The 21,530-nt window shown below is 58.3% G+C and carries 22 protein-coding genes and 1 pseudogene; 3 read left to right on the top strand and 20 right to left on the bottom strand.

Annotated elements, in window-relative coordinates; genetic code table 11:
• Together QZ725_RS13485 and thiS are read right to left on the bottom strand one after the other, a co-directional pair.
• Positions 1-152: pseudogene (locus QZ725_RS13485) on the bottom strand (thiazole synthase); the annotation flags it as partial.
• A gap of 90 nt (positions 153-242) precedes the next feature.
• Positions 243-446, bottom strand: coding sequence for a sulfur carrier protein ThiS (thiS, locus tag QZ725_RS13480; RefSeq protein ID WP_293780575.1), 204 nt, complete (start codon positions 444-446; stop codon positions 243-245).
• Between the two features lie 284 nt (positions 447-730).
• Here thiS and QZ725_RS13475 point away from each other — a divergent pair, with 284 nt between their 5' ends.
• Complete coding sequence (locus QZ725_RS13475) at positions 731-3,565, top strand: valine--tRNA ligase (protein ID WP_293780572.1); 2,835 nt, start codon at positions 731-733, stop codon at positions 3,563-3,565.
• Between the two features lie 113 nt (positions 3,566-3,678).
• Here the strand turns inward: QZ725_RS13475 and QZ725_RS13470 are convergent, their stop codons facing one another.
• The 14 genes from QZ725_RS13470 to tyrS all read right to left on the bottom strand — a co-directional run bounded on the left by QZ725_RS13470 (position 3,679) and on the right by tyrS (position 15,882).
• Entirely contained in the window at positions 3,679-4,293 is a 615-nt protein-coding gene (locus tag QZ725_RS13470; RefSeq protein WP_293780569.1) for a hypothetical protein, read from the bottom strand.
• A 279-nt stretch (positions 4,294-4,572) separates the two neighbouring features.
• Entirely contained in the window at positions 4,573-5,355 is a 783-nt protein-coding gene (locus QZ725_RS13465; RefSeq protein WP_293780566.1) for an endonuclease/exonuclease/phosphatase family protein, read from the bottom strand.
• 129 nt (positions 5,356-5,484) lie between these two features.
• Positions 5,485-6,327 (bottom strand): 4-oxalocrotonate decarboxylase, encoded by an 843-nt coding sequence (locus QZ725_RS13460; protein WP_293780563.1) that lies wholly within the window; start codon positions 6,325-6,327, stop codon positions 5,485-5,487.
• Between the two features lie 162 nt (positions 6,328-6,489).
• On the bottom strand, positions 6,490-6,939 hold the full coding sequence (locus tag QZ725_RS13455; protein ID WP_293780578.1) for a YaiI/YqxD family protein: 450 nt from the start codon (positions 6,937-6,939) through the stop codon (positions 6,490-6,492).
• Between the two features lie 48 nt (positions 6,940-6,987).
• A complete protein-coding gene (gene ruvB / locus QZ725_RS13450; protein ID WP_293780560.1) occupies positions 6,988-8,046 on the bottom strand; it encodes a Holliday junction branch migration DNA helicase RuvB in 1,059 nt (352 codons plus the stop codon).
• 149 nt (positions 8,047-8,195) lie between these two features.
• Positions 8,196-8,771 (bottom strand): Holliday junction branch migration protein RuvA, encoded by a 576-nt coding sequence (gene ruvA / locus QZ725_RS13445; protein WP_293780557.1) that lies wholly within the window; start codon positions 8,769-8,771, stop codon positions 8,196-8,198.
• 87 nt (positions 8,772-8,858) lie between these two features.
• Entirely contained in the window at positions 8,859-9,401 is a 543-nt protein-coding gene (ruvC, locus tag QZ725_RS13440; RefSeq protein WP_293780554.1) for a crossover junction endodeoxyribonuclease RuvC, read from the bottom strand.
• A 31-nt stretch (positions 9,402-9,432) separates the two neighbouring features.
• The gene (purH, locus tag QZ725_RS13435; protein WP_293780551.1) at positions 9,433-11,037 is read right to left on the bottom strand and encodes a bifunctional phosphoribosylaminoimidazolecarboxamide formyltransferase/IMP cyclohydrolase; all 1,605 of its coding nucleotides are present in this window, start codon (positions 11,035-11,037) and stop codon (positions 9,433-9,435) included.
• Positions 11,038-11,166: 129 nt separating this feature from the next.
• Positions 11,167-11,400, bottom strand: a complete 234-nt coding sequence (locus tag QZ725_RS13430; RefSeq protein WP_293780548.1) for a Fis family transcriptional regulator — start codon at positions 11,398-11,400, stop codon at positions 11,167-11,169.
• 54 nt (positions 11,401-11,454) lie between these two features.
• Positions 11,455-12,471, bottom strand: coding sequence for a tRNA dihydrouridine synthase DusB (dusB, locus tag QZ725_RS13425; RefSeq protein ID WP_293780546.1), 1,017 nt, complete (start codon positions 12,469-12,471; stop codon positions 11,455-11,457).
• 238 nt (positions 12,472-12,709) lie between these two features.
• Positions 12,710-13,381, bottom strand: a complete 672-nt coding sequence (locus tag QZ725_RS13420; RefSeq protein WP_293780544.1) for a histidine phosphatase family protein — start codon at positions 13,379-13,381, stop codon at positions 12,710-12,712.
• Positions 13,378-14,037 carry a YbhB/YbcL family Raf kinase inhibitor-like protein gene (locus QZ725_RS13415; protein ID WP_293780541.1) on the bottom strand — a complete coding sequence of 220 codons (660 nt, stop codon included), beginning with the start codon at positions 14,035-14,037 and terminating at the stop codon, positions 13,378-13,380. The genes QZ725_RS13420 and QZ725_RS13415 overlap by 4 nt, the downstream gene beginning before the upstream one ends.
• A gap of 95 nt (positions 14,038-14,132) precedes the next feature.
• On the bottom strand, positions 14,133-14,591 hold the full coding sequence (dtd, locus tag QZ725_RS13410) for a D-aminoacyl-tRNA deacylase (RefSeq protein ID WP_293780538.1): 459 nt from the start codon (positions 14,589-14,591) through the stop codon (positions 14,133-14,135).
• A 46-nt stretch (positions 14,592-14,637) separates the two neighbouring features.
• The gene (gene tyrS, locus QZ725_RS13405) at positions 14,638-15,882 is read right to left on the bottom strand and encodes a tyrosine--tRNA ligase (RefSeq protein ID WP_293780535.1); all 1,245 of its coding nucleotides are present in this window, start codon (positions 15,880-15,882) and stop codon (positions 14,638-14,640) included.
• Positions 15,883-16,040: 158 nt separating this feature from the next.
• Between tyrS and QZ725_RS13400 the strand changes: the two genes are divergently transcribed.
• Both QZ725_RS13400 and QZ725_RS13395 read left to right on the top strand, forming a co-directional pair.
• A complete protein-coding gene (locus tag QZ725_RS13400) occupies positions 16,041-17,405 on the top strand; it encodes a peptidoglycan DD-metalloendopeptidase family protein (RefSeq protein WP_293780532.1) in 1,365 nt (454 codons plus the stop codon).
• 92 nt (positions 17,406-17,497) lie between these two features.
• Entirely contained in the window at positions 17,498-18,640 is a 1,143-nt protein-coding gene (locus tag QZ725_RS13395) for an anhydro-N-acetylmuramic acid kinase (RefSeq protein ID WP_293780529.1), read from the top strand.
• Between the two features lie 76 nt (positions 18,641-18,716).
• Here QZ725_RS13395 and erpA read toward each other — a convergent pair whose 3' ends face one another.
• The 4 genes from erpA to argC form a co-directional block, all read right to left on the bottom strand.
• Complete coding sequence (gene erpA / locus QZ725_RS13390) at positions 18,717-19,067, bottom strand: iron-sulfur cluster insertion protein ErpA (protein WP_293780526.1); 351 nt, start codon at positions 19,065-19,067, stop codon at positions 18,717-18,719.
• Positions 19,068-19,118: 51 nt separating this feature from the next.
• Complete coding sequence (locus tag QZ725_RS13385) at positions 19,119-19,523, bottom strand: polymer-forming cytoskeletal protein (protein WP_293780523.1); 405 nt, start codon at positions 19,521-19,523, stop codon at positions 19,119-19,121.
• 10 nt (positions 19,524-19,533) lie between these two features.
• Complete coding sequence (locus QZ725_RS13380; RefSeq protein ID WP_293780520.1) at positions 19,534-20,214, bottom strand: DUF6776 family protein; 681 nt, start codon at positions 20,212-20,214, stop codon at positions 19,534-19,536.
• Positions 20,215-20,307: 93 nt separating this feature from the next.
• Positions 20,308-21,357, bottom strand: coding sequence for an N-acetyl-gamma-glutamyl-phosphate reductase (argC, locus tag QZ725_RS13375; RefSeq protein ID WP_293780517.1), 1,050 nt, complete (start codon positions 21,355-21,357; stop codon positions 20,308-20,310).
• Positions 21,358-21,530 lie beyond the last annotated feature (173 nt).

The raw sequence follows: 21,530 nt of genomic DNA, 5'->3' as shown, positions 1-21,530 counted from the left end.
ATGGCGACGGTGACGATTTCGGCGCCGCTGGCCAGACTGGCTTCGCGGGTTTCGGTCAGGTCTTTGTACTTGCCGCTGCCGACCAGCAGGCGCGATTTGTAGGCCTTGCCGGCAATGGTCAATTGGGTATCTTCAAACGAGGACATTGTCATTCCTGGATAAGCGCGATGTGCCATGAGTGCACATGCATGCCGTTGCCGCGCACGACAAGGCGAGATTGAAAAACGGAAATTCGGGAAAAATCAGCCGCCGCCGATAGCGCGTACCACATCAACACGATCAGCCGCCTGCAACTGGCGCTGCTGCCATTGCGCACGCGGCACGATTTCGCGGTTGATGGCCACCGCCACGGCCTTGCCGGCCAGCGACAGGGAGGCGATCAATCCTTCCACATTGAGATCGGCTTCCACGCGATGGGCAGCGCCGTTCAGTTCGATTTCTATCATGCTTGCTTCCAACGATGCGCGGGCATAACCGTAACGTCGCACCCGCATATGCCGATCCTGCCGGCAAAAATTCACGCAAAGTTCACGATTCTACCTGCATTTAACATGCCAAAGCCAATATCGGCCTTGCGGTCATTGCCGCCCGCCGCAAGGCAAGGCACGGGGAAAGCACGGCTTGTCACTGCTTGTAATTTATAATGCGCGATTCGATTCAGATCTCAGACCATCATGGAATTAGCCAAGTCTTTCGACCCCGCAGACATTGAAGCCTTCTGGCGGACGGAGTGGGAACAGCGCGGATATTTCACCGCCACCACCGATGCCGACAAACCCGCTTTCAGCATCCAGTTGCCGCCACCAACGTCACCGGCACGCTGCACATGGGCCATGCGTTCAACCAGACCATCATGGACGGCCTGACGCGTTACTACCGCATGCGCGGCTACAACACGGCATGGATTCCGGGCACCGATCACGCCGGCATCGCTACGCAAATCGTGGTCGAACGTCAGCTCGATGCGCAGAAAATCTCGCGCCACGACCTCGGCCGTGAAAAATTCCTCGAAAAAGTCTGGGAATGGAAAGAGAAATCCGGCTCCACCATCACCGGCCAGATGCGCCGCATCGGTGCCTCGGCTGACTGGAGTCGCGAATACTTCACGATGGATGCGCCACGCTCCAAGGTCGTCACGGACGTGTTCGTGCGCCTGTTCGAGCAAGGCCTCATCTATCGCGGCAAACGCCTCGTCAACTGGGACCCGGTACTTGGCACGGCAGTGTCGGACCTCGAAGTCGTTTCGGAAGAAGAAGACGGCCACATGTGGCACATCCGCTATCCGCTGGCGGACGGCACCCAATACAAATTCCCGGTCGCCCTCGATGAAGAAGGCAAGGCTACCGAATGGGAAGAGCGCGACTTCATCGTCGTCGCCACCACGCGTCCTGAAACACTGCTGGGCGACGTCGCTGTCGCCGTCGATCCGACTGACGAACGCTACGCCGCGCTGGTCGGCAAGCAACTCGTGCTGCCGCTCTGCAACCGCCAGATTCCGCTGATCACCGATGAATACGTGGACAAGAATTTCGGCACCGGCTGCGTCAAGATCACACCCGCGCACGACTTCAACGATTACGCTGTCGGCCAGCGCCACAAGCTCGATCAAATCAGCATCCTGACGCTCGATGCCAAGATCAACGACAACGGCCCTGCCGCCTACCAAGGCATGGATCGTTACGTCGCGCGCAAACAGATCGTCGCAGACCTCGAGGCACAAGGCCTGCTGGAATCAGTCAAACCGCACAAGCTGATGGTGCCGCGCGGTGACCGCACCAACGTCGTCATCGAACCGATGCTGACCGATCAATGGTTCGTCGCCATGAGCAAGCCGGCCCCCGAAGGCACGTTCAACCCCGGTAAATCGATCGCCGAAGTCGCACTCGATAAAGTCGCCAGCGACGAAATCAAATTCATTCCGGAAAACTGGAGCACGACGTACAACCAGTGGCTCAACAACATTCAGGACTGGTGCATCTCGCGCCAACTGTGGTGGGGCCATCAGATTCCGGCGTGGTACGACGAACAGGGCAACTTCTACGTCGCACGTAACGAAGAAGAAGCAAAAGCCAAGGCCGCTGCTGCCGGCAACACCGGCGCACTCAAGCGAGACGACGACGTACTCGACACTTGGTTCTCGTCAGCGCTCGTGCCGTTCTCTACCTTGGGCTGGCCCGAAGAAACGCCGGACCTCAAAACCTTCCTGCCGTCGTCGGTGCTCGTCACCGGCTTTGACATCATCTTCTTCTGGGTCGCGCGCATGGTCATGATGACGACGCACTTCACGGGCAAGGTGCCGTTCGAAACCGTCTACGTGCACGGCCTCGTGCGCGATTCGAGCGGCCAAAAAATGTCGAAGTCCAAGGGCAACACGCTGGACCCGATCGACCTGATCGACGGCATCAGCGTGGATGATCTGGCAGCCAAGCGCACTGCAGGCCTGATGAATCCCAAGCAGGCTGCCAGCATCGAGAAAGCCACACGCAAGGAATTCGCCAACGGCATCGCCGCCTATGGCACCGACGCGCTGCGCTTCACGATGGCCAGCTACGCTTCGCTCGGCCGCAACATCAACTTCGATCTCGGTCGCGCCGAAGGCTATCGCAATTTCTGTAACAAGCTGTGGAACGCCACGCGCTTCGTGCTGATGAATTGCGAAGGCCACGACTGCGGCTTCAACAATCCAAACAACTGCGCACCCGGCGATTGCGGCCCAGATGGCTACACGCACTTCTCGCAAGCCGACTACTGGATCGTCTCGCTGCTGCAACGCGTCGAAGCCGATGTTGCCAAAGGCTTTGCCGACTACCGCTTCGACAACATCGCGTCTTCCATTTACCAGTTCGTCTGGGATGAATACTGCGACTGGTATCTCGAAGTCGCCAAGGTACAAATCCAGACCGGCACCGAAGCACAGCAACGCGCCACGCGTCGCACGCTGCTGCGCGTGCTGGAAACGATCCTGCGCCTCGCCCATCCGATCATCCCGTTTATCACCGAACAATTGTGGCAAACGGTTGCGCCGATGACCGGCATCAAGCTGGATGCGGCCGGCAGCACCATCATGCTGCAGAAGTATCCGGAATCGCAGCCAGGCAAGATCGATGAAACGTCAGAGCAGTGGATGGCCGAACTGAAAGCGCTGACCGACGCCTGCCGCAACTTGCGTGGCGAGATGCAGTTGTCGCCCGCACAGCGCGTACCGCTCATCATCGAAGCCGCCGACACCGAACGCGCACAAGGTTTCGCGCCTTATCTGCAATCGCTGGCAAAACTGTCAGAAGTGCAGATCGTCAGCCAGTTGCCGGAATCACCGGCACCGGTCTCTATCGTCGGCACCACCAAGCTGATGTTGAAAGTCGAGATCGATATCGCAGCGGAACGCGAACGCCTGACCAAGGAAATCACCCGCCTCGAAGGCGAGATTGCGAAGGCGAATGCGAAGCTGTCGAACGAGAGTTTTGTAGCGCGCGCACCGGCGCAAGTCGTTGCGCAAGAAAAGGAGCGTGTGGCGAATTTCTCCGCAACGCTTGATAAATTACGAGAACAGTTCGCCAAGCTGTAATCGTCGTCAAAAAAAACGCAGACTGAAAAGTCTGCGTTTTTTTTATTTCCCTTTGCTTTCTATACGGTCGGCAGGTGGGAACGGTGCTCGGCAATGCAAGAGCACGGCCTGCTCTAGCGACTATCCCGCTTGGCCTGAGATTTCTTTGCCTGAGAACGTTGATGAGCACCGATGGCGATACCCCGTGACTGCTGGGTCATTTCCGTAGGCTCAACGGCACGAGCGGATTTGCTAACGTTCTTTTTTTTCGCCTTGGCTTCGCCTACTTTACCTTTGGAAGCCTTGGAAGCACGACTGGATGCGGCCGTGCCGCTTTTTTCGGCAGCTGCCGATTTTTTGGTCATCGCCTTCTTCAGCATCTTGGCAGCTGGAATCTTTGACGATGCTGCCTTTTGTGCTTTTTCAAATTCCCGGTCTTCCTGTTTTTCAATTTTCGCCAAACGAGCTTCGAAGCGGGCCACAGACTCGGCGAGAATTTGCTCTTTCTCTTGCGTGCGGTGGTTGGCATTTCCTTTCGCACCAACTTTGGAACCGCTCACGCTGCGAATAACAAGGCGTTGGCGACGATAGAGATCACGATATTTGTCGCGTAATTTCCGACTACGTTCCAGCTTGGAGCGCAACTCAGGTTTGCTTAACTTGCCAATTTCAGACGTGCGGCCAGCATCAAAGAGTGCTAGTTCGGCGGCGGTCAAAAGCTTTTGTGCCTGTGTACGTTGATATGCCATCCATACCTCCTGTAATTGCTATACGAGAGCGACCCAGCCTAGCAGAAAAAGTAATGTAAATACGATAGGTACTTCACACTTCGCGCCATTAAAGCTTTCGCCAATCTGTCAAACGCGCGTCACATGCTCTGATCAATCAGCCACGCAAAAAATGAAAAATGCTGAAAACAGAAGGCATCTCCGAATACGCGCACTCTAGGCGTTTGGGTATTAAGCGACATTCCGACCGAACCCTTCTTTCAAGCTGTACGAGAAAGCAAGCGCAATCGAACTTGTTCTTCACCCGTCGATATGCGCCACCAACGGCAAATGATCCGATGCCGCTTTCGATAGCGGCGTGACATGCACTTCGATCCGCGCCAGCCGCTTGCGCGGACTGATCCAGATGCGATCAAGCGCGAAGATGGGAAAGCGTGACGGAAAGGTGTTGTAGGCAGGCACTGCCTCGAAGCGCGACACCAGCCAGCGGAGAGGCCGGCCCCAGACGAACCATTCGTTGACGTCGCCCATGAGAATGACGGGCATGCGTTCGGTATCAAACTCTTGCAGCAGGCGGCGAATCTGATCGCGGCGCTCGGCAGGGCGCAAACCCAGGTGGACAGCAATCACGCGTAATGGATGGCCGTGGCAATCGAGATCGGCGTCGAGTGCGCCACGCGGTTCGCGCCGACCAAAGGACAGATCGATGGTGCGCGAACAGGTGATTGGGTAGCGACTCAGCACAGCGTTGCCGTAGCGACGATCGTCGCGGGCCTGCGTCGGGCCTTCCACGGCATGATAGCCGGTCGCTTCCTGCAAGACGGCGAGCACGCTTTCGCGGCGGCTGTCGCCGAGCGGGACTTCCTGCAAGGCAATCACATCGGCATTGATTTCACGCAGGACGGCAGCGATACGGTGCGGGTCAAAGCGACCATCGGTGCCGACGGCGCTGTGGATGTTGTAGGTGGCGACCGTCAACGGCCAGGGATCGAGATCGGCACCGGCAGGCGCGGGGCAGGCATTTGCCGAAGCGTCGTCTGAAATGTCGTGCAAAGCGGCAGTGGTGTCGGGCTGATCGCGCATCGGCGGAAGCTCCTTGCTAGGGTTCGTATTCCGATGGATTGCCGGATGGCATGAAGGTTCCGCGCGGACAACCGACAAAGAAAAACCGCCGCACAGTTTCCTGTCGCGGCGGTTTCTTTCGAGAAAACCTTAGACCAGCGAGAGCGTCAGCCCTGGCAGGGTGACGCCCGAGAACGCGGTGGACCAGGTCTGGCCCGGCTTGATCGGGTGCGCATCCGTCAATGTTCCGGTAGCAATTAGTTCGCCCGCCTGCAATGGCGCAAATTGCGGCTGTGCCTTGAGCGTTTGATGCAGTTGCCAGACGGCGTGCACGGGACTGTCGAGGACATTGCTGCCGAAACCGGCGCTGTGCAGCGTGAATTCGGCACCTTCGCTGTACGACAGCGATACGCTGGCAGCCGTCAGGATATCGGCCAGATGACGGCGCGTGGCAGACGACAGCATGTGCGGTTCGCCGACGATCAGCGTGCCGTGCAGACCGAAGGCGGCGATGGCATCGGCTGCCTCGAATTTCCAGTCGGCAAACGGGCAGGCGACGAGTTCGAAACCGTGCGCCATCCATTCCAGACATTCGGCGATTTCTTCAACCGTGGCGTCGGGCGATGGCGTGCTGCCAAGCTTGAAGACGATTTCCGGTTCGATGCGCGGCTGCATGGCGCCGGTCAGGCTTTGCACACCGTGGTTGTCTTCCGCAAAGCGCACGGTTTGATCAAACATGGGCGCCCACATCGGCGCATTGATCGGTTCGCGTTCGCCGTACAGCGGCCAGATGCGGCGGTTGGTAAAGCCGATCTTGCGACCGACCATGACTTCGCCCTGCGCGGTGCGGATATCCAGAATGGATTTGGCGATGTCGTAGGCGTCGGCCACGGACAGCCCGTTTTCGCTGCTGATACAGGGAATTTGTTGCGAAGTGGCGCGCGCTTCCAGCAATTGGTGTGCGTAGCGGTTGGCTTGTGTGGACATCAGCATGTGAGAATCGCGCAAGAAAACAAGGTGCGAGGTTGGATTTGGCTGCTTGGGAGATTGCTTGCGACGCAGCATTTTTACACAGGCTTTGAATCCTGCAAAGCTGCAAACGTTCGCCAAAAACATGCATGCCGATGAAATATTTTCACCAGAGCAAAAGTTCGCTCAGCGGCGCTGCCTAGTCAAAAACCGATCGAGCTGATTGGCAAACTGCCTTGTGTCGGCTGCGCTGAAGGCGGCGGGGCCACCGGTTTCCACGCCACTGGCACGCAACTCCTCCATGAAACTGCGCATGCGCAGCATCTGGGCAATATTGTCTTTCGTATAAAACTCGCCGCGCGGGTTGAGCGCATGGGCGCCCTTTTCCAGCGCTTCTGCCGCCAGCGGAATGTCGCCGGTTATGACCAGATCGCCGGGCTGCGCCAGTCGCACGATTTCCTTGTCGGCCACATCGAAACCGGCGGGTACCTGCAAGGCGTGGATGAAGCGCGATGGCGGCGTACGCAGCAGCTTATTTGCCACCAGCGTCACGTGCAATTGCAAACGATCAGCGACGCGAAAGAGGACATCCTTGATGACGGTCGGACAGGCATCGGCATCGACCCAGATGCGCATGCCGTCCGGCGAATCTGGCGTGGAATCAACGACCAAGCGAAGCGCGGCTCACTGGCCGTTCCACAGATCGCCGCTGCCCTGCGACTGCGGCGCGGTGATGCCGAAGTGCGTATAGGCCAGCGAGGTGGCGATACGACCACGGGGCGTACGTTGCAGGAAACCTTGCTGGATCAGGTAGGGTTCCAGCACGTCTTCGATGGTGTCGCGCTCTTCGCCAATGGCGGCAGCCAGATTGTCGAGGCCGACCGGACCGCCATTGAACTTGAAGAGAATCGCTTCGAGCAGCTTGCGATCCATCAGATCGAAACCGACCGGATCGACATCCAGCATGATCAGTGCCGCGTCGGCCATCGCCTTGGTGATGCGCCCATCGCCCTTGACTTCGGCATAGTCGCGTACGCGACGCAACAGGCGGTTGGCGATACGCGGCGTGCCACGGCTGCGGCGGGCAATTTCGAACGCGCCTTCGTCATCGATGACGGCGTTGAGCAGCGACGAACTGCGCGTAACGATCTTGGCCAGTTCGAGCGGTGTATAGAATTCCAGCCGGGCGACGATGCCAAAGCGATCGCGCAAGGGATTAGTCAGCATGCCGGCGCGCGTGGTGGCACCGACCAGCGTGAACGGTTGCAGATCGAGCCGCACCGAACGTGCGGCCGGGCCTTCGCCGATCATGATGTCGATCTGGTAGTCCTCCAGCGCCGGATACAAAATCTCTTCCACCACGGGCGACAGGCGATGAATCTCGTCGATGAACAGCACGTCATTGGCTTCGAGATTGGTCAGCAGCGCGGCCAGATCGCCCGCACGTTCCAGCACGGGGCCGGACGTCTGACGCAGATTGACGCCCATTTCGCGCGCGATGATGTGCGCCAGCGTGGTCTTGCCCAAACCCGGCGGGCCAAACAACAAGGTGTGATCGAGCGCTTCGCGGCGCTGGCGGGCGGCGGCAATGAAGATTTCGAGCTGACTGCGCGCCTTTTCCTGACCGACGTATTCGTCTAGCTGTTTGGGGCGCAGGGCGCGCTCGATGGCTTCTTCGTTGGGGGAAGCGGGCGTGGCAGCGATGATGCGCTGTTCGCTGAAATCGTCGGTCTGGATGCTCATGGTGCGATTCTAACGCGGTAGCGGTGGATAAAGCGACGCAGTCGTTACATTGCTTTGCTTGCTTCGCTTTGCAGTGCGCTCGCACTGTCTATGACTTTGCGTCCTCTCTCAATGCGATCGCTCGTCCGCGCAGCTTGTCAGGCGACGTCTCAGCCTTTCGACAAGGCTTTCAGCGCGTGCTTGATGCCGTCCGAGACGCTGCTGCCGGCCGGCACCTGCTTGAGTGCCAGCATGGCTTCCTTGTCGGAATAGCCGAGCGCGAGCAAGGCATTGAGAACATCGGACGAGGTATCGCTGACCGCCGCGGCACCGGCACCGATATCGGCACCCAGCTTGCCCTTCAATTCGAGCAGCAGACGCTCGGCAGTTTTCTTGCCGATGCCCGGTACCTTGGTCAGACGACCGGCTTCCTGCAAGGTGATCGCCTGGGCCAGATCGGCGACCGACATGCCCGAAAGAATCGACAGCGCCGTGCGCGCGCCGATGCCGCTGATCTTGACCAGTTCCTTGAACACATTGCGCTCTTCCTGTGTACCGAAACCGAACAGGATGTGCGCATCTTCGCGCACGACCAGATGCGTCAGCAGCGCGACTTTTTCATTGAGGCCCGGCAGATTGTAGAAGGTGCTCATCAGCACGTTGACTTCATAACCCACGCCCTGGCAATCGACCAGGATCTGCGGTGGATTTTTTTCCAGAAGAATGCCGGAGAGACGACCAATCATTGTGACGACCTTGCAAATAATAGAAATAAACGAAAGCGGCCACTTACCATCTTGCTTGCGAACGAGACGCGCAATGCATCAGCAAACTCAACCGACCAACCGCCCGCCGCGTACACGCAAACCCTTCTTTGCCAGCTCCGGCGCGAGTCCGCCCAAGGTTTTCAGCGATTCGCCGCTATGGGCATGGCAGATCGCCACGCCCAGTGCATCGGCCGCATCGGTGCCGGGCAAACCCGACAATTGCAACAGGCGCTGCACCATATCCTGTACTTGCGCCTTCTGTGCCTTGCCGTGGCCGACAACGGCCTGCTTGACCTGCAGTGCCGTGTATTCCGCCACCAGCAGATCGGCGCCAACCAGCGCGCAGATTGCCGCACCACGCGCCTGTCCCAGAAGAAGCGTGGATTGCGGATTGACGTTGACGAAGACTTTTTCGATGGCGGCACAATCGGGACGATAGGTGCCGATGATTTCGGCGACGCTGCCGAGAATGACTTTCAGCCGTTGCGGCAGATCGGCATCGGGCGTCTTGATCGTGCCCGATGCGATGTAGGCAAGTTTGTTGCCCTGCTTTTCAATCACGCCAAACCCCGTGGTGCGCAGACCGGGATCGATGCCGAGGATTTTCATGGCGTGCTGGTTGATGGAAGAGTGCTACGGTTCAGTGGCGGAAATGCCGCACGCCCGTGAAGACCATCGCAATGCCGCGCTCGTTGGCCGCATCGATGACTTCCTGATCGCGCATCGAACCGCCGGGTTGCGCGACGCAGGTTGCACCGGCATCGACCACCACATCCAGTCCGTCGCGGAACGGGAAGAAGGCATCGCTGGCAACGACCGTGCCTTGCAGCGACAATTTGGCCGATTCAGCCTTGATCGACGCGATGCGTGCCGAATCCAGACGGCTCATCTGCCCTGCACCGACGCCCATCGTCATGCCGTTCTTGCAGAACACGATGGCATTGGATTTGACGTACTTGGCGACCTTCCACGCGAACAACAGATCGTTGAGTTCTTCCGGGGTCGGCTGCTTGACAGTGACGACCTTCAGGTCAGCCAGCGCCAGTTCGTGATTGTCGGCAGTTTGCAGCAACAGGCCGGAACCGACGCGCTTGGCATCCATCGCATTGCGGCCCTGCGCCCATGCCGTGTCACCACCTTGTGGCAACGCGATTTTCATCAGGCGCACATTGACCTTGGACTTGAAAATCTCCAGCGCTTCGGCCGAGAAATCCGGCGCCATCAATACTTCGACAAATTGCTTGCTGACCGCTTCCGCCGCGGGCTTGTCCAGCGGACGATTGAAGGCGATGATGCCGCCGAAAGCGCTGGTCGGATCGGTCTGGAAGGCCTTCGCATACGCTTCATGCGCATCCTTGCCAACGGCGACGCCGCACGGATTGGCATGCTTGATGATGACGCAGGCTGGTTGCTCGAAACTCTTCACGCATTCCCATGCCGCATCGGCATCGGCGATGTTGTTGTACGACAGTTCCTTGCCCTGCAACTGCACGCCCGTGACCAGCGAACCGGGAGCCGGGTACAGATCGCGATACAGTGCCGCTTGCTGATGGCTGTTCTCACCGTAGCGCAAGTCCTGCACCTTGATGAACTGACCGTTGCTCTGTGCCGGGAAGGCATTGCGCTCAGGCACGAATTCTTCGGTCACTTTTTCACCGTCGAACTTCACGCTGGACAGGTAATCGCTGATCGCACCGTCATATTGCGCGATGCGGTTGAACGCGGCGACCGACAGCGAGAAACGCAGCTTGTCGGACAGCTTGCCATTGGCCTTGAGTTCAGCCAGCACGGCCTCGTACTGATCCGCCGAAGTCACCACGCCGACATCAGCCCAGTTCTTTGCTGCCGAACGTACCATCGCCGGGCCGCCGATATCGATGTTTTCAATGGCATCGGCCAGCGTGCAACCGGCCTTGGCAACAGTCGCTTCAAACGGGTACAGATTCACGACCAGCAGGTCGATGGTGTCAATGCCGTGCTCTTCCAGTGCCGACATGTGTGCCGGCATGTCACGACGCGCCAGCAAACCCCCGTGGATTTTCGGATGCAGGGTCTTCACGCGTCCATCGAGCATCTCGGGGAAGCCCGTGCAGTCGGCCACTTCCGTGACCTTGATGCCGTTTTCTGCCAGCAGTTTGGCGGTGCCGCCCGTCGAGAGCAGGTTGACGCCCATGTCCGCCAGTGCGCGTGCCAGTTCGAGCACGCCGGTCTTGTCGGAAACGGAAAGAAGAGCTTGTTTGATCATGATGATAAGCGGATGGCAATCAAGTGAAAATCGGAGGGAAGGAATAACGCAAAGGCACGAGCGAGAAACGGCGAACCCTTGCGTTATGCCTTTCTGCCCGCTAGCAGCGGCAGAAAAACACTGAACGCCTTACAGCAAATCGTGCTGCTGCAATTTCTTGCGCAGGGTATTGCGGTTGATGCCCAACATGTCGGCGGCATGCGACTGATTGCCTTCGGCGCGCTCCATCACGGCTTCCAGAATCGGGCGTTCCACGGTCAGGATCACCATTTCGTACACATTGCTCGGCATCTGTTCGCCCAGATCGCGGAAATACTTTTCCAGGCTTTTCTTGACGACGTCTTGGATATTGTCTTTGCTCATGAGGATCGTTTGCTAGGGCGTTACTGCACGGTTGTTGCGGGCGATGCTGCGATGTCAGGCAGCCAGCCTTTCTTCGGAAGGGCGGTATTGTACCCGTTCACCATGCATCAATTGCGATTCAAAAAAGGCATCGACTGCCGCCAGTTGCGCCACGCAATCTTCGATGCGATTCATGCTGCGCCGGAATTCTTCGCCACCGATCAGATCGCGCACGTACCAGCCGATGTGCTTGCGTGCCGTGCGCACGCCGAGATAGTCGCCATAGAAGGCGTAATGCGCGCGCAAGTGCTCGTCCATCAGGGTGCGCACTTCGGCAATCGTCGGTGACGGCAGGTGCGAGCCGGTGCGCAGGTAATGCTCGACTTCACGGAAAATCCAGGGCCGGCCCTGCGCCGCGCGGCCGATCATGATGGCATCGGCTTTCGTCACATCGAGTACATAACGCGCTTTTTCCGGCGTGCAGATATCGCCGTTGGCAACCACAGGCAAACCGACCGCGGCCTTCACGGCAGCGATGGTTTCGTACTCGGCATCGCCACTGTAGCCATCTGCGCGCGTGCGACCGTGCAGCGTCAGCATTGCAATGCCGCTGTCTTCGGCAATGCGTGCGATCTGCAAGGCGTTTTTATGTTCGCGATCCCAACCGGTGCGGAATTTGAGCGTGACCGGCACATCGACCGCCGAGACGACAGCCTGCAGAATGTCGGCCACCAGTTTTTCATGCTGCAACAAGGCGGAACCGCACCAGGCGTTACAGACTTTCTTGACCGGGCAGCCCATGTTGATGTCGATGATCTGCGCGCCACGTTCGACATTGAAGCGCGCAGCTTCGGCCAGCATCTCAGGATCGGCGCCGGCGATCTGAACCGCCTTCGGTTCCATCTCGCCGTCGTGATTGATCCGACGCGACGATTTCTCGGTGGCCCACAGTTTCGGATTCGACGCCGCCATTTCGGATACCGCGTACCCTGCGCCAAGCTGTTTGCACAACTGGCGGAACGGCCGATCCGTCACACCCGCCATGGGCGCGACAAAGACGTTGTTCACAAGGGAATAGGGACCGAGATTCACGGTGGCCTGCGGTGTGGGGAAAACCGCTATTTTAGCCCTTCGGGCCGGCTTGCCGCGCGTTCTGGTGGCGGTAAAAGCCAGAAAAGCCACAGCCATTACGGCAATTATTGCCAGAATGCCATGCGCTTTATGCAGGAACGTTGCCGGTGATCAGGTGCGGGGTCGGCACAGCTTTGGCAGAAAATCGGTGAGGATGCGACAAAGATTCAGCGAAGACGCAGCCAGATACCGTCGACCATCAGGCGGGAAAGATTTTATGCCGTGCATCGATCTCATCCAGCGCCCCCTCCGCCCGACTTCCGAGATGCGCGACATCGGCCCACTTCAGGATCGTAGCCTGCTCGCCATCCCATTGCACATGGTTGAGGCTGGCATTGAGCACATCGAAGGAACGCGGCAGATTCAACGCCATGCCGGTTGCGCGGCGATAGACGCAATCGAGCACGCCGCCATGCGTCACGACCAGTACACGCCGATGCCCCGCCGCCGCAATGCGCGCCACGCAATCAAGCGTGCGGCGATTGAATTCCGTCAGCGTCTCGCATTCGAATTCGCCGCGCGGATAGCGCGCATCGACATCGCGGCGCTGCAAGGCCGCGTAGTCGTCGGGATATCGCTGCGCCAGTTCGGGGTGCAGGCTGCCTTCGAATGCGCCAAAGCAACGCTCGCGCAATCCCTCTTCGGCCAGAATCGGCATGCCGCGCACCTCTGCAATTGCCTGTGCTGTGAGATAGGCGCGCTGCAGATCGCTCGAATAGATGGCATCGATCGGCTCGTCCTTGAGACGACGCGCCAGCGCCTGCGCCTGCCGCTCGCCTTCGGCATTGAGCGTGATGTCGTGATGGCCTTGCAGGCGCTTTTCGACATTCCAGTCGGTTTCGCCGTGGCGAATCAGGATGAGTTCTGTCACTTTTGACCTGCCGGTGCAGCCGCCACAGCGGGATTGAGCGAATACCAGCCCATCAGCGATGCTTCGGCCAGCACATGGCCGGTGATGGCCTTGCGCACTTCAGACCCGGTGAAATTGCCCTCGACCGGTACACGGTCGATATCTAGCGCGTACAACGTGAAGATGTAACGGTGCGCAATCGCATCGTTCCACGGTGGGCACGGGCCGTCGTAACCGAAATAATTGCCCGACATATCCTTGTCGCCGGCGAACCAGCCCGTGTAATCGTTGGTGCCGTGGCGTACGCCGGCAACGGGCGCATCGGCGACTGCCGGGCCACTCTTGCCGCGCGGTGTGACGCCATTGGCAAAGCTGCCGGCAGCAATCTGCTTGAGCGATGCGGGCAATTCGATCAACGTCCAGTGGAAGAAATCGACACGCGGTAGATCGGCAGGCACGGTCTTGCCTTCCTGATTGACGTCGTCGCCACGCGAAGGCACATCAGGATCGTGCATGATCAAGGCCAGCGATTTGGTGCCGGCCGGCACATCCTGCCAGGCCAGATGCGGATTACGATTGGCCGACAGCGTCACATGCGTCGCAGGGTCGACCACGCAGAAGGCGAATTCGCCGGGAATGGCGGCGCCATCATTGAAGGAATCACTCCAGAGCTTCATTCCGTCCTCATGATGTTGGTTGGGATTGGGCAGTGCGCGTTGGCGACCATTTTAGCGGCATTGCCGCAGCGAGCAAGAGCAACCTCGAGATAAGATCAGGTCGTCGCCTGCGGCGGCGAGACTTGCAACCAGAATGTCACCGGGCCATCGTTGGTCAGCGACACTTGCATGTCCGCACCGAAACGACCGGTCGCCACCTCGCCATGCTGGCGCGCAGCCTGGGCGGCAAAATGATCGAACAGTGCCCGCGCCTGATCCGGCGGTGCGGCAGGCGTAAAGGAAGGGCGTGTGCCGGAACGCGTATCGGCCGCCAGCGTGAACTGTGGCACCAGCAGCAAGCCGCCAGCAACATCCGTCACGCTCAGATTCATCTTGCCTGCCGCATCGGAAAACACGCGATAGCCCAGCAGCTTTTTCAGCAAGGCATCGGCCTCACGCTCGCCATCACCACGTTCAGCGCACACCAGTACCATCAAGCCCTTGCCGATGGCACCCACCGTTTCGCCGTCAACCACGACGCTGGCTTGCGTGACACGCTGCAACAAGCCAATCATGACAAACCCATCATGCAAGCGCCGATGTCGAAGCGAACGGCAGACATCAAGCCAGCGTCACACGCGCAAACTTGCGCTTGCCGACCTGCACCACGAACGTGCCTGCTTCAACCTTGAGCGCCTTGTCGCTGATGACCGTGCCATCGATACGCACGCCACCCTGCTCGACCATGCGCAGCGCTTCGGACGTCGAGGCACACAGATTGGCCTGCTTGAGCAGCTGACCGATACCGAGCGGCGCGCCGCTCAAGGCGACGTCAGGAATGTCGTCGGGAATGCCGCCCTTGGAGCGATTGACGAAATCGGCCAGCGCATCTTCGGCAGCCTGACGCGAGTGGAATCGCTCGACGATTTCCTGCCCCAGCAACACCTTGATATCGCGCGGGTTGCGACCTTCCTCGACCTCCTTACGGAACTGCGCAATCTCGGCCAGCGAACGGAACGACAGCAGTTCGTAGTAGCGCCACATCATGACGTCGGAAATACTCATCAGCTTGGCAAACATGGTGTTGCCGGGTTCGGTAATGCCGATGTAGTTGCCCTTGGACTTCGACATCTTCTCGACACCATCGAGACCTTCGAGCAATGGCATGGTCAGGATGCATTGCTGCTCCTGCCCATAGCTCTTTTGCAATTCGCGACCGACCAGCAAGTTGAATTTCTGATCCGTACCGCCGAGTTCGAGATCGGATTTCAGCGCGACCGAATCGTAGCCCTGCATCAGCGGATACAGGAATTCATGCAGCGAAATCGGCGTATTGGACTGGAAGCGCTTGGTGAAATCCTCGCGTTCCAGAATGCGTGCAACCGTGTACTTGGCCGACAGCTCGATCATGCCGCGCGCGCCGAGCGGATCGCACCATTCAGAGTTATAGCGGATTTCGGTCTTGGCCGGATCGAGCACCAAGCTGGCCTGACTGAAGTAGGTCTTGGCGTTTTCCTCGATCTGCTCGCGCGTCAGCGGCGGACGCGTGATGTTGCGCCCGGAAGGGTCACCGATCATCGAGGTGAAATCGCCGATCAGGAAGATGACTTGATGGCCCAGATCTTGCAACTGGCGCATCTTGTTGAGTACGACCGTGTGGCCGAGGTGCAAATCGGGTGCTGTCGGATCGAGACCCAACTTGATGCGCAGCGGTTTGCCGCTTTGCTCGGCGCGCGCCAGCTTCTGCGCAAACTCCGCCTCGATTAACAATTCATCAACACCGCGTTTCGTGACCGCCAGGGCCTCTTGAACAGCATCGGAGAGAGGCAACAGAGAAGCGGCCTGATTTGTAGGTGAAACGTTCATGTCGAAAGAAAATTGTAAGAAAGGGATGTAGGAAAAGCAGAAATCGGTACAATGCCCGTTGAAATTTATTTCAGCGCCTCTTAAACCTTGCCGTTCCAAAACCGACAAAAGCAACAAAAAAAGGGCACTTGAACAAGCGGCTGATTTTAACTTATTGCATGTTCACATTAAATAGATTCCTGAGCGCAAGCTCTGCCCGCAGACATCTTCTCCTAGGTTCCTCGCGAAAAACCCGCATCATCTCCGCTTCCGCCCTGCTGCTGGCCTTGTGTGCCTTCGGCGCTGCCGGCGTAGCTCCAATGGCACCCGATGCTGACGATCTTCCAGTCCGCGCCATTTCGCAAGAGCTCGAACTGCCGCAACTAGCCGAGCAGATTGCCGCACTGGAAGAGCAACAACAAAACTACTACGCCGAAGAACGCGTGCGTTCCGGCGACACCATGGCGACCCTGCTGCAACGTCTGGGTGTCGACGATGCCGCTGCTGCCGCCTTCATCCGCAACGATCCGCTGGCACGCAACCTGATGCAACTCAAGGCCGGCAAGCGCGTACAGGCCGAGGTCAACGCCAGTGGCGAACTGGAAAAACTGAGCACGCTGGTTACGCAAGGCCGTAACGAACCGGTCAGCAATCTGGTCATCTCGCGCGAAGGCGACGGCTTCAAGGCTAAACAGACTGCCGGCAATCTGGAAAAACGCATTGAAATGCGTTCGGGCGTGATCCGCTCCTCGCTGTTCGCAGCGACCGACATGGCAGAGATTCCCGACAGCATCGCCATGCAGATCGTCGATATGTTTTCGACCAACATCGATTTCGGTTCGGACCTGCGTCGTGGCGACCGCTTCAACGTGGTCTATGAGACCTTCTGGCAGAACGGTGAATTCGTTTCGACCGGCCGCGTGCTGGCAGGCGAATTCATGAACGGCCCTGCCGTCTACCAATCGGTGTGGTTCGACGAATCGTCCAAGAGCGGCGGCTATTACAGCTTCGACGGCAAATCGCTGAAGAAAGCCTTCCTGAAATCGCCGCTGGAATTCAGCCGGATCTCTTCCGGCTTCTCGATGCGCAAGCATCCGATCTCGGGCCAGTGGAAAGCACACAAGGGCGTGGACTTCGCAGCGGCGACCGGCACACCGATTCGTGCTTCGGGTGATGGCGTGATTGATTTCATCGGCACGCAACGTGGTTACGGCAACGTGGTCTCGATCAAGCACTGGAACAATTATTCGACGCTGTACGCGCACATGAATGGCTTCGCCAAGGGTTTGCGCAAAGGCATGAAGGTGAGCCAGGGTCAACTGATCGGCTACGTCGGCTCGACCGGCTGGGCAACCGGCCCGCATCTCCACTATGAATTCCGTGTGAACAATGAAGCGCGCGATCCGCTGTCGATCGACATTCCGAATGCACAACCGCTGAACACCGCGCAGATGAAGGAATTCCGCAAGGTCGCATCCGACATGCAGCATCGCTTTGCACTGCTGACGCCGGAGAATGCCTCGACACGCGTCGCTTCGCGTTAAGTCAACTTCCTGCTGCAACTGAACTGCAGCGAAAACCGTTTGTCTGGTAGAGAGTGCACTACAATCCCTCTACCTCGACAAACGGTTTTTTTATGTCCACTCCCGATTCCGCAAGCTCTCTCTACATCGGCCTGATGTCTGGCACCAGTCTGGATGGCGTCGATGGCGCACTCGCCGCCTTCAATAACGAAAGCGGCACCCTGCGCACAACTCTTGCCAGCGCCTACATTCCATTTCCCGCTGCCTTGCGCGCAGAACTGCTGGCGCTGCAAAGCAGCGGGGTCGATGAAATCCATCGCGAAGCCTTGGCCGCCAATCAACTCGTCGAACACTATGCGGCCTGCGTCGCTGCGCTGCTCGAACAAAGCGGTGTAAGCGCCGAACAGGTCGAAGCCATCGGCGTGCATGGACAGACGATTCGCCATCGCCCGGAAGCCGGTTATACACGGCAGACAAATAACCCCGCATTGTTGGCAGAACGTACGGGTATCGATGTGATCGCCGATTTCCGCAGTCGCGACATTGCTGCCGGCGGACAAGGCGCACCGCTCGCGCCCGCCTTTCATCACGCGATGTTTTCGAGCCGCGAGGAAGATCGCGTGGTGGTCAATATCGGTGGCATTGCCAATATCACGGTGCTGCCGAGCAAGCTGTCACAACCCGTCATCGGTTTCGATACCGGTCCCGGCAATGTCTTGCTCGACGCATGGATCGGCCAGCACAATGGTCAGGCCTACGATGCGGGCGGCGAGTGGGCCAAGACAGGCAAGGTGCATGGCGGCCTGCTGACTGCGCTGCGCAGTGAATCGTATCTGGCGCTGCCACCACCCAAAAGCACCGGGCGCGATCTGTTCCATACTGCATGGCTGGCAGAGAAACTCGCGGATTTTCCGGACATCGCCAGTGCCGATGTGCAAGCCACGCTGACCATTTTCACAGCCACCACGATTGCCGACGCCATCAAGCACCATGCGCCGGACACGCGTGCCGTCTACCTCTGCGGCGGCGGTGCGCACAATGGCTATCTGGTCGCGCTCATTCATCTGTCGTTGCGTTTGCTGCGCACGGATATCGTGGTCGATTCCACGCAGGCACTCGGCATTGCTCCCCAACATATCGAGGCACTGGCCTTTGCCTGGCTGGCACAACGTTTCGATACCAAGCAGGCTGCCAACCTGCCGGCTGTTACCGGCGCAGAAGGCTTGCGCATCCTCGGCGCCCTTTACCCGGCCTGACGAATCGCCAACAAATCGTACGGGCATGAAAAAAGCGCAGCCGAAGCTGCGCTTTTTAATTTGAGCCGTGTGCGAATTAAACCGAGAACGACGAACCACAACCGCAAGTCGTGGTGGCGTTCGGGTTCTTGATGACGAACTGCGCGCCTTCGAGATCGTCCTTGTAGTCGATTTCTGCGCCGACCAGATACTGATAGCTCATCGAATCGATCAACAGTTGCACGCCATTCTTGGTCATGGTGGTGTCGTCTTCGTTGGTAATTTCATCGAAAGTGAAACCATACTGGAAGCCCGAGCAACCGCCGCCCTGCACGAACACGCGCAGTTTCAGATCCGGGTTGCCTTCTTCCTCGATCAGTTCAGCCACCTTGGCCGCAGCGCTATCGCTAAAGTGGATCGGTGCTGGCATTTCGGCAATTGCATTCATTTCAGACTCCTGCTGGAAAACGGTATTTCAATTATAGACCTTGCGGCGATTTCACGTGTTGTTTGCGGCCACAGCGCTCTTGGCCAATGTCAGCAAGGGCGTTTGTGTTGTTTCAGGCGTCAATTTGCCGGAAACGATGGCGCCGCCGTGCATTTCCAACGCTTTGTAATGGACATCACCCGTTATGCGGGCTTTCGGCTGCAATTCAAGAAGTTCGGAAGAATGGACGGAACCCAGCACTTCGCCATTGACGAGCAGATGCGCCACCCGGACTTCTCCTTCCACCCGCGCATGTTCGGAAATGACCAGCATGCTGATCTCGTCTGCCTCGGCAATCACGTCACCCTTGACCTGCCCGTCAATGCGCAAACCGCCCTTGAAACGTACATCGCCGTTGATGGTGGTAGACGCACCGATCAGGCTATCGATTGTGCTTTTGGTTTTTTTGCCGAACATAATGCACTCCTTACAGGTTTTCCGATTGCTGGGCACGCAGGGTGCCACGTTCGAGCACCTTGATCTGGACGGACTTGACGACCGCGCCCGCAGGAATATCGAGCACGCCTTCCACACGCTGATAATGCTTGAATGACAAGCGGAAATTCGCTGCCGCATCCGGTTTGGGGAAAGTGATCATAGCATTTTTGCCGTTCTGGACGACGTTGACGACCAGTTGGTAATTGCCGTTGAAATCGCCGGCATTCTTGCCACCCTGCATCAACAGCACGCGATAACGCAGATGTGCCGGATCGACCATTTCCGCATACAGACGACGAATCGTCACACCCTGCTTGCCCGCATCGGACGGCAAGACACTCTCGAAAAAAGCCAGATCTTCCTTGAGCTTGTTGTTTTGCACTTCCAGCGATTTGATTTGCGTGGATAACTGCGTCTGCAGTGACTTCTCGATATTCAACTGGCTTTCGGCGGCATCGACGGTCGCCTGATACTCGTCGCGCTCCTTGGCCACCTTTTCCAGCTCCGCACGCAGCGCCGCATATTGCTCGACGCTCGGCCCCTTGTCTCCAAAACCGGTGAAATTGCGTCCGGCATCGTACGCCCACATGGCAATCGCGCCGCCAAGGCCCAGTACGATCGCCAAAAACACGGCGCGTAAAGGCCAAGGCAAATGACTTTTGATCGTCATGCGTGGCGCCGACACGGAAAACCGCTGCCACCACAGCTTGCGCTGCAGCGACTTGAACACCGGCTTGGGCCTGTTCCTCACGCGCACCGATGCTTACGGCAGCACAGGGACGTGCTGCAAACCTGTTGCCTCATCAAGCCCGAACATCAGATTCATGCACTGCACCGCCTGGCCGGATGCGCCCTTGACCAGATTATCCTGCACCACCAGCACGATCACCGTATCGCCCGCAGTTCCATTTTCCGTTGGACGATGCAGCGCGATGCGCAGCATGTTCGATGCACGCGTCGAACGCGTTTCGGGATGCGAACCGAATGGCATCACATCCACAAACGCTTCATCGGCATAGGCATCTTCGAACAGTTTTTGCAGCGCCGCGTTGTCGATGTCCTTCGTCAGACGCGCATACAGCGTCGAATGCATGCCGCGAATCATTGGCGTCAGATGCGGCGTGAAGATCAGGCCGACCTTGTCCTTAGTCAAATGCGACAGGCGCTCCAGCGTTTCCGGGGAATGACGATGACCCGACACGCCATACGCCTTGAAATTGTCGCTCGCCTCCGAAAACAGCGTTGCCACTTCGGCCTTGCGCCCGGCACCCGAAACGCCGGACTTGCAGTCGGCGATCAGATGACTTGCATCCACGATGCCCGCCTTTAACAACGGCGCAAAACCCAGTTGCATGGTGGTTGGATAACAGCCGGGGTTGCCGACGACACGCGCCTTGCGAATCGCATCGCGATTGAGTTCGGCCAGACCATAAGCCGCTTCCCTGAGCACGTCCGGGCAGCTATGCGGCATCTTGTACCACTTCTCGAAAGCCGCCGTATCCTGCAGACGGAAATCCGCTGCCAGATCGATGATCTTGACACCCGCAGCCAGCAATTCAGGCGCCTGCGCCATCGCCACACCATGCGGCGTTGCGAAGAACACCACATCGCACTCATTCAGTTTTGCCTTGTCGGGTGACGAAAAAGCGATATTTACGCGACCACGCAACGACGGGAACATTTCCGCCACGGGCATCCCATCTTCCTTGCGCGATGTGATCGCCGTCAGTTCCACCTCGGGATGCGACGCCAGCAAGCGCAACAATTCCACCCCCGTATAACCTGTGCCACCGACGATACCGACTTTAATCATCTCTTTTCCCCGATCAAAAATGTACTTGTTATTTTAACAGGCGATGCTGACCTCTTCCTGCACGCTACCGACAAGTCAAACCGTCAGCACGCGATGCATGCGCACCAAAAACAAAAAAGCCGCGGGGCGCAAACCCGGCGGCTTTTCGAAACTGCTGAAGACGACAGATTAAC

Source organism: uncultured Oxalicibacterium sp., assembly GCF_913776015.1.
In the GTDB taxonomy this organism is placed as follows: Bacteria; Pseudomonadota; Gammaproteobacteria; order Burkholderiales; family Burkholderiaceae_D; genus Oxalicibacterium.
The sequence above is the reverse complement of the archived record's forward strand: the minus strand, read 5'-3'. Positions and strand labels throughout refer to the sequence as shown.

Bases quoted from the DNA above. Each gene is read 5' to 3' on its own strand.
- purH (WP_293780551.1), bottom strand. From the start codon at position 11,037: ATGATCAAACAAGCTCTTCTTTCCGTTTCCGACAAGACCGGCGTGCTC.
- thiS (WP_293780575.1), bottom strand. From the start codon at position 446: ATGATAGAAATCGAACTGAACGGCGCTGCCCATCGCGTGGAAGCCGAT.
- QZ725_RS13430 (WP_293780548.1), bottom strand. From the start codon at position 11,400: ATGAGCAAAGACAATATCCAAGACGTCGTCAAGAAAAGCCTGGAAAAG.
- QZ725_RS13470 (WP_293780569.1), bottom strand. From the start codon at position 4,293: ATGGCATATCAACGTACACAGGCACAAAAGCTTTTGACCGCCGCCGAA.
- ruvA (WP_293780557.1), bottom strand. From the start codon at position 8,771: ATGATTGGTCGTCTCTCCGGCATTCTTCTGGAAAAAAATCCACCGCAG.
- QZ725_RS13385 (WP_293780523.1), bottom strand. From the start codon at position 19,523: ATGTTCGGCAAAAAAACCAAAAGCACAATCGATAGCCTGATCGGTGCG.
- QZ725_RS13455 (WP_293780578.1), bottom strand. From the start codon at position 6,939: ATGCGCATCTGGGTCGATGCCGATGCCTGTCCGACCGTCATCAAGGAT.
- ruvC (WP_293780554.1), bottom strand. From the start codon at position 9,401: ATGAAAATCCTCGGCATCGATCCCGGTCTGCGCACCACGGGGTTTGGC.
- QZ725_RS13380 (WP_293780520.1), bottom strand. From the start codon at position 20,214: ATGACGATCAAAAGTCATTTGCCTTGGCCTTTACGCGCCGTGTTTTTG.
- QZ725_RS13415 (WP_293780541.1), bottom strand. From the start codon at position 14,037: ATGAAGCTCTGGAGTGATTCCTTCAATGATGGCGCCGCCATTCCCGGC.
- argC (WP_293780517.1), bottom strand. From the start codon at position 21,357: ATGATTAAAGTCGGTATCGTCGGTGGCACAGGTTATACGGGGGTGGAA.
- QZ725_RS13395 (WP_293780529.1), top strand. From the start codon at position 17,498: ATGTCCACTCCCGATTCCGCAAGCTCTCTCTACATCGGCCTGATGTCT.
- QZ725_RS13400 (WP_293780532.1), top strand. From the start codon at position 16,041: ATGTTCACATTAAATAGATTCCTGAGCGCAAGCTCTGCCCGCAGACAT.
- ruvB (WP_293780560.1), bottom strand. From the start codon at position 8,046: ATGAGCATCCAGACCGACGATTTCAGCGAACAGCGCATCATCGCTGCC.
- dtd (WP_293780538.1), bottom strand. From the start codon at position 14,591: ATGATTGGCTTGTTGCAGCGTGTCACGCAAGCCAGCGTCGTGGTTGAC.
- erpA (WP_293780526.1), bottom strand. From the start codon at position 19,067: ATGAATGCAATTGCCGAAATGCCAGCACCGATCCACTTTAGCGATAGC.
- tyrS (WP_293780535.1), bottom strand. From the start codon at position 15,882: ATGAACGTTTCACCTACAAATCAGGCCGCTTCTCTGTTGCCTCTCTCC.
- QZ725_RS13460 (WP_293780563.1), bottom strand. From the start codon at position 6,327: ATGCTGATGTCCACACAAGCCAACCGCTACGCACACCAATTGCTGGAA.
- QZ725_RS13465 (WP_293780566.1), bottom strand. From the start codon at position 5,355: ATGCGCGATCAGCCCGACACCACTGCCGCTTTGCACGACATTTCAGAC.